14 protein-coding genes are annotated in these 13,317 nt (G+C 58.2%); 3 read left to right on the forward strand and 11 right to left on the reverse strand.

Going from position 1 to position 13,317, the window contains the following annotated elements; all coding sequences use genetic code 11:
• The first annotated feature begins 10 nt into the window (after positions 1-10).
• On the forward strand, positions 11-1,417 hold the full coding sequence (locus AB0O65_RS10725; protein ID WP_363384907.1) for a hypothetical protein: 1,407 nt from the start codon (positions 11-13) through the stop codon (positions 1,415-1,417).
• Positions 1,418-1,513: 96 nt separating this feature from the next.
• Here the strand turns inward: AB0O65_RS10725 and AB0O65_RS10730 are convergent, their stop codons facing one another.
• Positions 1,514-2,179 carry a hypothetical protein gene (locus AB0O65_RS10730; protein WP_363384910.1) on the reverse strand — a complete coding sequence of 222 codons (666 nt, stop codon included), beginning with the start codon at positions 2,177-2,179 and terminating at the stop codon, positions 1,514-1,516.
• A gap of 214 nt (positions 2,180-2,393) precedes the next feature.
• Here AB0O65_RS10730 and AB0O65_RS10735 point away from each other — a divergent pair, with 214 nt between their 5' ends.
• Positions 2,394-3,038, forward strand: coding sequence for a hypothetical protein (locus AB0O65_RS10735; RefSeq protein ID WP_363384913.1), 645 nt, complete (start codon positions 2,394-2,396; stop codon positions 3,036-3,038).
• Positions 3,039-3,041: 3 nt separating this feature from the next.
• Here AB0O65_RS10735 and AB0O65_RS10740 read toward each other — a convergent pair whose 3' ends face one another.
• The 3 genes from AB0O65_RS10740 to AB0O65_RS10750 form a co-directional block, all read right to left on the reverse strand.
• Complete coding sequence (locus AB0O65_RS10740) at positions 3,042-3,437, reverse strand: hypothetical protein (protein WP_363384916.1); 396 nt, start codon at positions 3,435-3,437, stop codon at positions 3,042-3,044.
• Between the two features lie 39 nt (positions 3,438-3,476).
• Positions 3,477-3,686: a hypothetical protein gene (locus tag AB0O65_RS10745; protein ID WP_363384919.1), complete on the reverse strand. Its 210-nt coding sequence runs from the start codon at positions 3,684-3,686 to the stop codon at positions 3,477-3,479.
• A 119-nt stretch (positions 3,687-3,805) separates the two neighbouring features.
• Complete coding sequence (locus tag AB0O65_RS10750) at positions 3,806-4,579, reverse strand: hypothetical protein (RefSeq protein WP_363384921.1); 774 nt, start codon at positions 4,577-4,579, stop codon at positions 3,806-3,808.
• 248 nt (positions 4,580-4,827) lie between these two features.
• Here AB0O65_RS10750 and AB0O65_RS10755 point away from each other — a divergent pair, with 248 nt between their 5' ends.
• On the forward strand, positions 4,828-7,638 hold the full coding sequence (locus tag AB0O65_RS10755) for a DNA methyltransferase (RefSeq protein ID WP_363384973.1): 2,811 nt from the start codon (positions 4,828-4,830) through the stop codon (positions 7,636-7,638).
• A gap of 7 nt (positions 7,639-7,645) precedes the next feature.
• Here the strand turns inward: AB0O65_RS10755 and AB0O65_RS10760 are convergent, their stop codons facing one another.
• The 7 genes from AB0O65_RS10760 to AB0O65_RS10790 form a co-directional block, all read right to left on the reverse strand.
• A complete protein-coding gene (locus AB0O65_RS10760; protein WP_363384923.1) occupies positions 7,646-8,074 on the reverse strand; it encodes a hypothetical protein in 429 nt (142 codons plus the stop codon).
• A gap of 26 nt (positions 8,075-8,100) precedes the next feature.
• Positions 8,101-8,292: a hypothetical protein gene (locus AB0O65_RS10765; protein ID WP_363384926.1), complete on the reverse strand. Its 192-nt coding sequence runs from the start codon at positions 8,290-8,292 to the stop codon at positions 8,101-8,103.
• Positions 8,293-8,349: 57 nt separating this feature from the next.
• Positions 8,350-9,438 carry a hypothetical protein gene (locus AB0O65_RS10770; RefSeq protein ID WP_363384929.1) on the reverse strand — a complete coding sequence of 363 codons (1,089 nt, stop codon included), beginning with the start codon at positions 9,436-9,438 and terminating at the stop codon, positions 8,350-8,352.
• 453 nt (positions 9,439-9,891) lie between these two features.
• Positions 9,892-10,383, reverse strand: coding sequence for a hypothetical protein (locus tag AB0O65_RS10775; RefSeq protein WP_363384932.1), 492 nt, complete (start codon positions 10,381-10,383; stop codon positions 9,892-9,894).
• 67 nt (positions 10,384-10,450) lie between these two features.
• On the reverse strand, positions 10,451-11,857 hold the full coding sequence (locus AB0O65_RS10780; protein WP_363384935.1) for a hypothetical protein: 1,407 nt from the start codon (positions 11,855-11,857) through the stop codon (positions 10,451-10,453).
• Positions 11,858-11,859: 2 nt separating this feature from the next.
• Positions 11,860-12,159: a hypothetical protein gene (locus AB0O65_RS10785; protein WP_363384938.1), complete on the reverse strand. Its 300-nt coding sequence runs from the start codon at positions 12,157-12,159 to the stop codon at positions 11,860-11,862.
• A 282-nt stretch (positions 12,160-12,441) separates the two neighbouring features.
• Positions 12,442-13,113 (reverse strand): hypothetical protein, encoded by a 672-nt coding sequence (locus AB0O65_RS10790; RefSeq protein ID WP_363384941.1) that lies wholly within the window; start codon positions 13,111-13,113, stop codon positions 12,442-12,444.
• Between the last annotated feature and the right edge of the window lie 204 nt (positions 13,114-13,317).

A 13,317-nucleotide genomic window follows, 5' to 3' on the forward strand; every position in this document is an offset into this window, starting at 1 on the left:
CACTGCGGGTATGTCTATCGTGCTCAAGTTCGGTCAATCAGTCGCGGGGTTGTTGTTCGACGGAGCGGACGGCACCCCCTACACAGGCGCGACGTTGCGAATGGACCACGGCAGAGGTGTCGTCGTGGAAGTGCCATACATCCATTACGACCAAACCGGGCAGTTCACTCACGTTGATGAGTGGTTTCAGAAGCAGACACCGCCGGAGAACCTGATCCTCGAAACCCCGAGCGGCATTGTGGGTCTCTACGGCATCCGGTGGCAAGGAACCTCAGTCAGGTCAGGTGTCTCATTGGGACAGTTACGCCCGTCCGAGACGCTATTGGGGCGGTATGAAGCGCCGCTCGATGAGAAGTTCAAGGTGCGTGAAGCACGGAGCGAGATTGACGGGCTGCGTGAATGGACAAGGTTCTACGGCATAGACACTGAAGCCGAGAGGGACGAAGAGGGACTTGCGCAAGGTCTTATCGTCCGGGTGCGGTCAGGTGGTGAGGCGACGTGGCAACAGGGCGAAGCCACGATGAAGCTCGTCACGCAGTGGAAGACCGACCACCCGGAAGAAGACCCGCATGGTGGTCTGAGCATCGCTGAAAGCGTGGTGCTGACTTCCTCGTTTCCAACCCCGCGACCGTTCACCGATCACCTAGCCGAGCAACGCAAGATCGTGAGCCTCGTCACTCTCCTCGCGGGGCGTCCTGTCCACTTCCGGCGTCATCAGGTGGCTGACGAGATGATCGTGATGCGCTCCTTGGGGAACACCATCCTGTCTCGGCCACGAGAGGACCTCATCAGTAGGCACACGGTGCGCGAGTATGAGCAGCCGAGACCCAAGCGAAACGACTTTGACGAGCTGCTCGCGCGTCTGCCCGAGATCGGGGAGGCAGGGCTGACCACTTGGGCTGAGCAATACGAGCCGTGGAGACGCTTCATCCTCCCGGCTGTCGGTGTTCTTGGCAGGCAGGGTGCGTTCACAGAGGACTTGATCATCTCCACCTCGATGAGCATTGAAGCCGCAGGGCAGCTCATCGGCAGACGGGACGGTGAAGAGCCGACATACAACCAATACGGCGGGACAACGACCTCCACCAACGTGTACCGCTGCCTCCACCTCCTTGAGGTGAAGTGGGGAACGATAGCCGCTGACTACGTGTCTCTCGCGAAGGCGGTTGCCAACACCTACAACGACATCAAGCATTTCGACCGGGGCGAGTTCCCCGACGCCCCGGTGTCGCACCTCATCAGCATCATCACGCGAATGATTGTGCGGTTGCTTGCTCTCCACATCATTGACAGGAGTGGCGCACTCCTCAAAAACCATCGGGAGGAAGGCGCTATGTGGAAGGTTCAGGAGTGGAGCGACCTCTACCACCTGACGTTCAACGAGCGAGGAAAGCCTGTGTTCACGACAGCAGAATAGGTTTCGGCTGCGTGGGTGGGGTGCTCCGTGCCTGAGAGTGAGTCATTGTGGGTGTGTCCTCTTCGCGGATGCGGAAGGACACACCCACGATGACGCTCAGCGACGGTAGGAAATGGAACTGCTACCCGCTTCATCTAGGCTAACAATCAAGAAGCCTTCCGGGTCAAACTCACCGGGGGCGACCCCGAGAAGACGAACACGAAGCATCTCAGACTTCGGTTCATCCACGTATCGACGCTCGATGACACCCGAGTTCTCCCAACGCAGAACAAGCATGTAGCCGTCTTTCCCTCCGGGTGCGGGGCGAGCGTTGAGAAGCTCGGCGTTGTCGCACTCGGTGTGCTCCCCATCAACCCACCGGAAGCGCCACGCGCCCGCTGAACCGAACTCTTCTCCCCACACTTCGATGGTGAGTGCCGGGTAGAAACACGCCAACGCCTCAAACAGGTCATGGAACGGGTTCCACTTTGTGTGGCACTCAATGTGAATAGTGGACGTCGAACCCGCCTGTGAGAGAGAAAGCTCACTGTCGAACGGGTGAACCTCATCGAGACCATCGAGAGTGGGGTGACCTTCAACGTCACACTCATCGTCGTGCCGAGCGTTCACCAACTCAATGAGGGACAAGTTCCAAGAGTCAGACCACCCCGCAGCAATCTGCTCAGCGGTCTTCGCCGGAACGTTGAGCATCGCCTGATGGATAGCCTCAACAGTCTCGGTCGGCCCGGAGATGGTGATGTGGTTGTAGCAGTAGTTTGCCATTTGATATTCCTTATCTATACCTCGTAACCCTTGCGGGCACGGGATCAAGGAATATTCAGTTGCTACTCACCGGGGCTGCTTGGTGATGTTTCTACTATGACACGAACCTCCGACATTGGGACTTAGAGAACGATCTTGAGGGAAGTGAGGTTCTCTAAGTCCGTCTCTTTCGTCTGAGTTGCCGATATTTACGGGAACAGGTGAAGGAGACATCATGACCAACTCTCACAAGAAGCAACCACCCGGGATGATCAGTCTGCGCATGCTCAGGCAAAGGCCCGATTGGACTGATACGGGTATCAAGATTTTCCTCGGGAAACCGGATATAGTCACGCACCTGCGGGAGGATAACGTTGGCGGTCCGATGACCCACCTCTTTGCTGAGGAACGCATCCAAGCTGTAGAGCAATCCGACGCATGGAGAAAATGGGTATCTAGAGCGGAGCAGCGCCGGAAGCGTTGGTTACGTCGTCAGTGGATTGCGACCAAGGCTCCGATCTACGTGGGTGGCGAAGAGCAGTCGGTGGTGATCCTCGTTCAGGAGGCTATGAGGAGTGTCATAGACCACAGGACTCAGAACGGACTCAGCGTAGAAGGGTTCACGGTTTCACAACTCCCCGCAGCAGACCTCGAACGCATACTCACCAACTACATCCGTCATCGCTACACCAACTACGACCAATTGGTTGAGAAGCTCGATCAGCAGCCCGGCGACCCGCTAGAGAGCTACATCCTGCTGAGGCGGCGCGTGCTGAAGGCGATGAGTCAAGCGTTCCCCGACCTCCGCGAGGTCTTTAAGCGACAGCTCGCCGCACGAGAACGATGGGACGTTGAGAAAGCAGACCGTCTCGCGGCTTGAGGGTCATTGGGTGCTCCTGAAGGCCGACGACCACGCTTCCTCAAGCAGACGTGCCTTCGTGGCGGTGAGGGAGGTCAGTTCTCCGCTGTCCCGATCAACCGTGTAGAACACCGCACGTCCCGCCAAAGATCCGACACGGGTGTTGTTGTCATCCGGGCGGTAGCCGAACGTCGCGGCAAGCTGCGTCAGCACGGGGTTGGCGTCTAACTCACCGAACAGAGCCGCATCAGCCGCCACAGCGATCTTCCACCGCCCCGACGCGGGCAAGATGGTGACGCCTCGGCTCCCGAGTAGTTTCGTGAATACCTCAATGTGCCCACCGTTCAGATCAGGCTCCACGGTTAGGTCGTGGAAGGAACCGTCCTCCATCACGTAGCCGACACGAACCTCTGTGCTCACACCTCCATCTTGCCGCACCTCAACAGGAGGGATAGGTGCTCACAACTCAGCTGTGAGGACGATGCGGTAGGCCTCGGTGAGACGGTCGCCATAGTCAACGAGGGCAACTGCGCCAAGCACGCCACCCTCAATGGAGATCGTGTTGCGGACATGCGCCACAGCCGTCTCCTCGGTGAAGGGTTCCTCACCCTCAAACACGCCCTCGTTCTGATCCGCAGCGACAAGCTTCACGGCTTCTGCGTAGTCCAAGAGCAACCTCCGTGTTTACTGAAGTTCGAAGCGTATCTCGAAATGAAGAGGTTGTCCGGGGGAACGAAAATGTATGTCCCCTCACTACTCAGGCAAAGCGTAAGGGGACATACATCTCATCAGCGTGACAGCTTCTTCGTGTCGTCCATGAGATACGTCGCTAAGGACTCACGAGGGAAGCCTGAGAGGTCAAATGACTCAGGGAGTGAGTGTTTCTCCCGGACAGCAGCCTCCACAACATCGTCAGTAACTGCCGGATTCTCCCAAGCAGCCTCAACGACCTGAGATTCCTCGTCAGTCAGAAGCCCAATCAGCAACTCAACGGGCGTGTGTGGGTTGCTTGCCGCATACTCCCGAATATTCTCATCTTCACTTGAAACGAAGAGTTGGAATACCTCATGCGGTGGAGTTTCGATATAGTCCACTTCCCACCGTCCGTCATCCCACAGCACAGCGTCATTCCAATCGCTGTCACATGAAGAGTGAACGTTCTCAACGGACTCCTCGGAGGAGACCAACTCGCCGTTACGCCACGAGTAACGCACCGCGCCCTCGCTGCTGAACTCCTCGGCGTAAAGCTCAACCGAGCACGAAGAGAACACAGCGCTCAGCACCGTCATGAAGAGCGGGTCTAGCCACCACTTGGTGTCATATGTCATCTCAAGCGTCGCTTGACCGTCGTGGTTGGCTTCGTAGTTCATCACCGTGTTGAAGGGGTATCTGTCCACCTCATCGGCATGACAGAGCCTCGCTTCGTCGGCCATGTCGTACACGACGGAAGCCCACCCGTCAGCACCACCAATCATTGCCGCTTCGCTGAATCGCTTGTGAGCGTTCCTCAGGATGTCAGAGGGACCCGCGATTGAAAGTGAGTTGAAACACCAATTTGCCATTTTTGTTCTCCTTATAGACCTCACACCCTCTATCGGGTGCGGGATCGGAGAACTTTTCAGATATGGCATCAACCGGGGAAGCGGTGATGTTTCAACTATGACACCCGCCTCCGACATTGGCGTATACGCCGGGAAGTGCGGGTGATGGACGCCATGAATCTGCGGAACAGGCGGCACCGTGTGGTCGTGACAGGCTGAGGAGCCACCTCCCGGCAGAGTCGAACCGAGCCGATAACCTGATCCGTGTGATGACTGAGGACGCATCGGCACGACGCAAGGCGGCGAAGCAGTTCGCCACCAAGTGGGCGGCCGTCAAGAACGAGAAGCAGTACGCCCAATCCTTTTGGTCTGACTTCTTCCACGCGGTCATCGGAGTGGAAGACCTCCTCGTAGCAGGCATCGAGTTCGAGCACCCGGTGCGCAGCGTCGCGACGAAGACCATTCAGTTCATCGACGTGCTGTGGGGCGGGGTTGTCCTCATCGAGCACAAGTCCGCAGGCAAGAGCCTCGACAACGCCGAGAAACAAGCACGCGACTACCTCGTCTCGCTCCCCATCGCTGAACGTCCTCCGTTCCTCATCGTCAGCGACTTCGCACACATCCGCATCGTGGACGTGTGGCAGAACACCGCCTACGAGTTCCACCTGTCTGAACTGCCGCAGCAACTCCCGCGCGTCGACGCGGTCTTCACCAACTACTCCAAGAAGGCCACCATCAACGAGGTCGTCGCTGACCGTAAAGCAGCGAACCTGATGGGCGACCTCTACGAGACGTTCGAGGCGGCGGGATACACCGGTCACGACGTATCGGTGTTCCTCGTCCGTATCCTCTTCCTGCTGTTCGGTGACGACACCGACATGTGGAAGAAGAAGGGACGCTTCCAAGAAGTTGTGGAGGCGACCAAGGGCGACGGTAGTGACCTCGGAGCCACCCTTCAGCAGCTGTTCTACGTCCTCGGGCACGAGAACCGTCCGCCCGCAACACCCGCCGAGCTGCTCGCCTTCCCCTACGTGAACGGCGGGCTGTTCGACAGCAAGGACGACCTCCCGTTCTTCAGCTTCACGCCTGAGATGCGAACGGCTCTGCTGAGAGCGTGTGCCTACGATTGGTCGGAAATCAGCCCTGCCGTGTTCGGCGCGATGTTCCAAACGGTGAAGAGCAAAGATGACCGCCGTGAACTCGGTGAGCACTACACCTCGGAAGCGAACATCCTCAAGCTCATCCGCCCGCTGTTCCTTGACGACTACTTGGAACGGCTCCGCAAAGCATGGCTGAGTCCGAAAGAGCTTCGTGATCTTCGGAGAAGCCTCGGAGAACGGAATTACCTTGACCCGGCTTGTGGCTCGGGCAACTTCCTCATCGTCGCCTACAAGCGTCTCCGTGACATCGAACTGAAGATCCTCGCTCGCATTCAGGAGTTGGAAGGCACGCAGGGTCAGGTGGGCTTGGAGATCGCGAACGCCTCAGACGCAGGTGTGGTCGTGAAGCTGACTCAGTTCCACGGCATTGAGTATGAGGAATGGTCCTCGCAGATCGCGACCGTGGCGATGTATCTCGCTGACCGGCAAGCAAACCTTGCGATGGATGAGGTCTTGGGTTCCTCCCCGAACCGCTTCCCGCTCAAGGAGAGCGCCAAGATCGTCAGGGGAAACGCTCTGCGCGTTGATTGGGCTGAAGTCTGCCCGATGGGCGACAACACGGTGATCATGGGCAACCCGCCCTTCGTGGGTCACTCTGACATCAACAGCGAGCAGCGCAAAGATGTCGTGGAACTGTGGGGCAGGACGCCGGGTGCCGGGAACCTTGACTATGTAGCGTCGTGGTTCCTGATCGCCGGGAAGAAGATCAGAGGCACGAAGGCTGTCGCAGCGTTCGTCTCCACGAAGAGCATCACGCAGGGTCAGCAGCCGCCTGTGCTGTGGGACAAGCTCTACCCGCTCGGTATCGGCATCAGCTTCGCTCACCGTCAGTTCCGATGGAGGAACGCCGGAGGGCAAGAGGCGAGCGTTCACGTCATCATCGTCGGCATCGAATGGAACGACCCGGCGAAGAGCGGAGAGCGGCAGGCGAAGAAGCGGCTGTGGTCTTACGAGACCGTCAACAGCGAACCCGAACTCGTTCTCCTCAACAACATCAACGCCTACCTGTTGGACGCACCTGACGTGCTCGTGCGCAGTAGAAGCAAGCCCATCGTTCCGGGCACACCGCTGATGACCAACGGCAACAAGCCTGTGGACAACAACCTGCTCTCTAAGATCAGCGCAGAAGACGCCGCTCACATCCGTGATACCGACCCCATAGCGGCGAAGTATCTGCGCCGTGTGGTGGGTAGCGAAGAACTCATCAACGGCGTGGAGCGGTGGGGTCTGTGGATGGTGAGCGCCAACCCGTCTGACCTCCTTCAGAGTCCGGTGCTGAAGAGCCGCGTGGAGGCGGTGAAGGCTTACCGGGAAGCGTCCACGAAGGTTCAGACGCAGAAGGACGCAGCTCGGGCTTGGGAATGGCAACAGGTCAATCGTCAGCCGACTCAGAACTTCCTCGGGGTGCCGCGGCACTCGTCCCACGACCGCGACTACACACCGTTCGCTTTCCTCACCCCCGACTATGTTCCGAACGACGCTCTCTCCTGCGTTCTCGGGGCTACACACGAGACGTTCGGCGTGATGAGCAGCCGCGTGTTCAGCGTGTGGAACAAAGCGGTCTCCGGGCGACTGAAGGAAGACCCCCGCATCTCATCCGAGATCACCTACAACAACTTCCCGTTCCCCGTCTACGAGGACGAGGGGCGCAAGAAGGCTGTGGAAGACGCAGCGGCACACGTCTTGGCTGTGCGGGATCAGTTCCCTGATGTGAGTCTCGCGACGCTCTACAACCGCACCGTGATGCCTACGGCACTCAGGAAGGCTCACGCCGATCTCGACAAGGCAGTCCTGAACGCCTACGGCCTCCGCACGAACACTTCGGATGTCGGGATCTTGGAGACGCTCTTCGACCGCTACTCGCAGTTGTTGGCAGGGTTGTTCGCTGAGCAGGCTAAGAAGCGCACGCGACGGCGCTGAGGTGTCCTCACGGACGCATGAAGCTCACCTCAAGCGTGCGCTCCATCCAATCCGTTGTTGTCGTCGGGGGATGACCGAGCGCGGCTCGCAAGTGGTTGAATTCACCATCAGAAACGATCAGGCCGCTCGGGGTCGCCATGCCTTTCGGAACCGCCGTCTCACACCCGTCTAGGAACTGAACGAGCCTGTGTGGTCTCGCAGCGGTAAGAACCTGAAGCTCACTAGCCTTCAGCCGACGCAGCAGCCCGCTCACGGCACAGGCAGATACGACCGGCTCAACATCATCCAAGAGGTGGAAGAGTGTCAAGCGGGAAGCATTCGGGTTGAGAGCCACAGGGCAACGAACCTCCCACAACGCGTGGAAAGCCAATCGAGCTAGCCGAGCAGAAGGAGTGCCGCTGTGTCCGGCGTCTCGGATGTCCTGCTTCTCGCTCACGCCTCCGAACGTATCAGCGGGGTTGTTCAGCCTTCGAGGGAGCGGAGTTCGTCGCTGATGTGCTGACGCACGCGAGAGCGGTCTTTCGCTTTGAACTGACGGCGAACGGCTTGCTTCACGCGAGGTGAGTCGCCACCGTCCTCCCAAAGGTCATAGAACGAGGTGGTGTGGTTGGACACGAGCATTGTGCGTTTGGGTCGCGGGTAGCGTTTCTTCATGGTGTGCTCCTTCAGGTTGGGGTCACACTCAATATCGGTTCGTCCGCCGCCTCACGTTCAGAACGGTTCCTCGTCATCAGGGATGTCCGCAAGCGTGAGTGCTGTGGGGCGGGTGAAGTTGTACCCCGTCGCTTCCACAAGCTCGTAGACATCTTCAGCGGTGGCATTCTCCGCAGCGTTGAGCAGCTCGTACTTCAGTTCCGGGTTCTCTTCGTGGATTAGCAGCCACGTTCCACCGCTGAAGGTCAGCACGGTCTCTGTGATGGAGTTCTTCCGCCACTCTGCTTCCTGCTCAGCGATGCGGTCGGCAACGCCCATCTTCTTGAAGAACCCGATGGAGGTGTTCATCATGCGTCGACCTTGGAACACTCGCTCAACCTGACGGAACCATTGGCGAGCGGCAGGGTCAGCGGGGATAAGGAACCCATCCTCATCTACACGCCCACCGTCAGCGTCGCGGAGCGCATCCCACACGGTCAGTGTGGTCGGATCCTTGGACTTTCCGAACACAACCTCATCACTGAACTTCGTGATGTAGTTCATGACCCGGCGCACATCCCGCGCAGCAACCCACTGAGCGTCTTGCGCCTTCTTTGTAGCCTTGTAGCCTCTGCGGCTGATACCGGCTGTCCAACGACCGACGAGAGCCTTCGTAAAGAAGTCTCGGTCAGCTTTATCAAGAGACCCGCGAACGAACACTGCGACGTGAAAGTGAAGATTGTGAGTGACTCGGTTCCAATCGTGGGAACCGTCAGCGCGCACGCGAGGTCGCGGAACTAGCTCGACAACATCCACGCGCCCCTTTATGCCGTACATGCGTGTGTCCAACTTCCACTGTCTTTGGTTGAAGACAGTGCGGGACAACACAGTGCGGAAGTCGTTGAGCCTACGGTTTAGCTCCCACTCTTCGTGAGCGTGAGAAGGGATGGAACGGTCAACCCCGTACTGCTCAGCAGCCGCCTTCAGGCGTGCTTTCGCGCCTGAGCGAGGTAAGCCGGTGTCCATCTCACGGAACGCTTTGAACGCCTCGGTGTCACGACGGAACGCATACTCGGCATCGGAGAAGGAGGGAGTAAACGACTGACGGGTCTTCGCTGTGAAGGTGAGGAACAAGGTGGTGCCGCCCGCGCGAGTGTGCTCGTCCACTGCGATAGCCAAGCGTCTGCGGTCTTGGTACGAGCGGATGGGGGAGCAACGGGGACAGAACCGTGACCCGCATTTCTGTTTCGTCCACGACGCTCTGACGCCCTTGTCAGAGTAAGTCTTGCGGAGTTCCACCCCACCGTCACCCGCACGGCGTGACCGGTCGCAGTTCGCTCCTGAAGGGGAGGACGAGATGCGGTTGAACACACTATGTAAGTGAAAGGCGTCCTGCCGTGCCTGTTGCCTTTCATTGGCTGCTCGTGTGGGTGAGGTGAGGGTGGTTTCCATTCTGCGACTCCTTGAGGGTGATGAGCGTCCTTCCTGTTGGGGTTGTGAAGTGCTCGATATTGTTATCGGCAAAATTCTGAGAAGTCGTGTCCGAAACAGACAGAGAGTTGATGAGAACAACAAGGAACCCCACCTGAGAAGTCAGGTGGGGTTCGTCTATGGATGTGGTCAGCTAGTCAGGTAGTCCAACGGGTTGATCCGGCGAGGGGGCTTGATTGAAGGAGTTTCCGCCTGCGGTTGTGGTTCCTCTCCGTAGACCTCGACGTCAAACACGACAACAACGTTCAGACTGAAGTTGTATGGCGAAAGAGCGACCTCGACATCGTGAGGAACGAAGCCATTCTCGTAGAGGTAAGTAATGAACTCACTTAGCGTGTCGGCGTTCACTGTCTCGGGAGCAACGCGGGATAAGTTTGTGAAGGAGATGGTCACGTAGGGGTTGCGCAGCATCGCTTCCTTTAGTTCTTCCTCGGCAGTGAGATCCTCATCCCCGTAGGTTGGGAATTCGTCAGTGACGCGCATCACAATCTTGTGAGTAGGGATGAACCATCTACCTGCTTCATCGATCACGCTCGTCTTGAAGAACGTGGGTATCGCCTTCTTGATTGGTTTTAGAGTGGCGCGTAGTTGTGTGGTTGCGTGGTTGTTGTTAAGTATCACAAGGACCTCCTAAGGGACTTTCTGCCTTCTATATCGGCATCCGCAGAAAGTTCGAGAACGCGAGAGGTCAGCGGTTCACGGAGCGCACAACCTCGACCTCGGGCGATGTGGACTGTTGGGGACAGGTGGCGTTGCCTAGCACCCACTCCATCTGCCAACTGTTGCCATGCTGAACCGGCAGGTAGAAGTCTGCGGTGAACCGATAGCGCGATGTCCAACTGAAGGGCTTGCTGCTGTCCTCGCTTGCCCAATTGAACGAGATCGTGCCGCTGCGTGAGTAGGTGCCCCACTTGTCCCACTCCCAAGAGCCGCGAGCGTAGACCTCGGCGGGAGTGGAGCCGGGAGTGATGGTGTGCTGAACCTGCCATGAGCGAGGATTGCTGATACCTGCTCCACCGGCTGACGGCTGTGGGATTTGAACAGGCACAGGTTCACCGTTTCGCAGCACGACCACGCGGGATGCTTGGTCGCCCACACGGTAGTCATCGGTCACTGAGCACGCCCATTGCGGGTTACACAGGTTCGGCACGAAGAGAGCGTCAGTCCGCACACCTGCGGTCAGAGGAGGGGTGAAGTTACAGGCGTAGGTGTACGGAGAAGCAATCGTCTCAGTGCCCCGCTGTGAGCAGTCGTAGTTGTTGGGAGCGCCAAGCCAAGCGGGGTAGACCCACCGTTCGCAGATGCGGTAGTCCAAGCGCCAATCAAGGCGGTAGTAGCCGTAGACAGGCTGACCGTTGCGGGTGAGCGTCTGAGCGGTGAACGCAGGCTGCCAAGCGCCGATGTAGCGCTCAGGGTTGGACAGGTCGACCCCACGGTCGATATAGCCGCTCGTGTTGGAGAGCGTTCCGCTACTGCCGTAGGTCGTGTTCGCCGTCGCGTTCGCTGACGTGGAGGTTTGATAGAACCACGCTTGACCATGCGTGTAGACCGTTCCTCTTCCGTCTAGGCGAGCGATGGGCGCGTACTCGTCAGTCGGATACAGGCACTTGAAGCGGGCGTAGAGCCACACGGTTGAGCCGTCCGCTTTGACGCGCTCGATGTAGTAATCAACCCGACCGTTGGAGGCACGGTCTGCGTGGGGCGGGCAGGTGTCAGCTTCAGTCATTGTCCGGTCAGGGAACCAACAACGGTGTGAGCTGCTCTCCTCATAGGGGTAGTTGAAGGTGACCCGCTTCGTGCTTTGGTTGTGCCACGCGCTACAGCCGACGTAGGTCGTCAGGTACTTCGGTGTTGCGCTGCCGCCACCTGTTCCGGGAGTGACGGTTTCACCTGTAGATGATGTGTATGGCTCGTCTGCCCAATTGCTTTCGCTTCGCACAGTGCTGTCCACGTAGCACACAGCCTGCCCGCACGACGTTTCAGAAGCCGCGTGGACAGGCTGTGTGTTCAGGACGATTGTGAAGAGACCCGCAACGAACCCGATGAGGGCGAGGAGCAGAAGGCTGATGCGGTAGCGCGGTAAGTCTGTGTCCATTCTTACCAATCCACAGGCTCAGCGGTCGTACATGCGTAGGTGCCGTCCTCCTTCACCACAACGGAGGGGCTTTCAGGGTCATCGCAGGTGATGGTCTTCCCGTTGGGGAGGGTGGCGTTCCCGTCGACCACGTCGATCACCACAACCTCTTCTGCTTCAGGAACCGTCTCGACGGGAGCAGCGGTTGTGGTCTCCACAGGGGCGGGAGTCGTAGGAGCAGGTTCAGGGGTCGGGTCTGAACATGCGGTGAGAGTGAGGGCGAGGGCTACGGCGGCGGTAGCGAGGGTGAGCTTCTTAATCATTGGTCTGTTCCTTCGTTGTTGGGGTTCTCTTATAGATATCGTCTGATCCCACAAAACGGCTGTTTGCGTATTGTCGCGGGGTTTTCGTTGACCGGCAAGCGCAAATGCCTGAGGGGGAAGAGTAGTGTTTCGCTCTTCCCCCTCGGTCGGGTTGACGGTAGTTTTCAATGTTCCCCAACATACTTACCGTCAGAAGGAGGCACAGAATAGACTTCCATGTCAGGCACGCATAACGTACTTACTATAAGTATCGGCAAGGCGGACAAAACTACGGCGAGAAACTCAACTCAAGTTCTCAAGAGCTAGACGCACCGCTTCAGCATCCGCATCCTCGGAGGACAATTGCGCTTCGCTAGCCTCGTCAACACTTGGGCGGGCGGCACCTGAGGAAACACCAAACCTCTCGTTGAAGTCGCCAAGGAATGGCAGCTCTTGTCGTAGATGGGCCACGGTTTGAACGAGAGCCTTCAAGTCATTGCCGCCGGGAAGGAAGTAGGGGCGTGCTTCGACGGGCACATCGGAACCTTCAGAAACCAAGTAGCAAATACCCTTTGATGGGATGTCGGTGTTGATGAGGTGGGAGTCAGCACCAAGCTGCGCCATTCCCTCACCCAAGATCATGTTTGTCATCGTGGGGGTACGGGTCTTGAAGGCGACAGCTTGCTGAAACATGTCTCGGAAGTCCGTGTCGAGGATCTTTGAGGATGGTTTCTGTGTCGCGATGTTCATATTGATACCTGCGGCTCTGCCCTCCGATACGAGGCGACGAGTACAAAGCGTCATCTCGGATTGAAGGTCTTTGTCCTCCTTCGGGCTTTGCGCGTGAGTGAAGGCACTCAACATCGCGTACTCATCAATAGGAACCGAGATCATAGGGATGCCCGTCGCCGCAGCAACCTCGGGCGTGATCTTCGCGTAACCCTGAGCCTCCATCCACTCGTACCTGCGTTCCATCTCACCGACGAGAAGGCGGAGTAGCTCAGCCGCACCCTCGCGAGTGCGCGCACGGGCAGAGAGACGAGCGTCCCACGGGGCAAGCTCCACTCGTTTGAGGTCGATCCCGTGACGGCGCTCACTGAAATTCCTCGGTTCTGCTCATCGAAATTCCCCACTCTGGGTCGCTCCGCCGCATGAGGCGGGCCTTCCTCGATGCTGGTG

It is taken from the genome of Microbacterium sp. NPDC077391, assembly GCF_040686955.1.
Taxonomy (GTDB): domain Bacteria; phylum Actinomycetota; class Actinomycetes; order Actinomycetales; family Microbacteriaceae; genus Microbacterium; species Microbacterium commune.

Excerpts from the sequence above, each read along its gene's own strand:
- AB0O65_RS10725 (WP_363384907.1), top strand. The coding sequence starts at position 11 with ATGTCTATCGTGCTCAAGTTCGGTCAATCAGTCGCGGGGTTGTTGTTC.
- AB0O65_RS10730 (WP_363384910.1), bottom strand. The coding sequence starts at position 2,179 with ATGGCAAACTACTGCTACAACCACATCACCATCTCCGGGCCGACCGAG.
- AB0O65_RS10735 (WP_363384913.1), top strand. The coding sequence starts at position 2,394 with ATGACCAACTCTCACAAGAAGCAACCACCCGGGATGATCAGTCTGCGC.
- AB0O65_RS10750 (WP_363384921.1), bottom strand. The coding sequence starts at position 4,579 with ATGGCAAATTGGTGTTTCAACTCACTTTCAATCGCGGGTCCCTCTGAC.
- AB0O65_RS10755 (WP_363384973.1), top strand. The coding sequence starts at position 4,828 with ATGACTGAGGACGCATCGGCACGACGCAAGGCGGCGAAGCAGTTCGCC.
- AB0O65_RS10765 (WP_363384926.1), bottom strand. The coding sequence starts at position 8,292 with ATGAAGAAACGCTACCCGCGACCCAAACGCACAATGCTCGTGTCCAAC.
- AB0O65_RS10780 (WP_363384935.1), bottom strand. The coding sequence starts at position 11,857 with ATGGACACAGACTTACCGCGCTACCGCATCAGCCTTCTGCTCCTCGCC.
- AB0O65_RS10785 (WP_363384938.1), bottom strand. The coding sequence starts at position 12,159 with ATGATTAAGAAGCTCACCCTCGCTACCGCCGCCGTAGCCCTCGCCCTC.
- AB0O65_RS10790 (WP_363384941.1), bottom strand. The coding sequence starts at position 13,113 with ATGGAACGCAGGTACGAGTGGATGGAGGCTCAGGGTTACGCGAAGATC.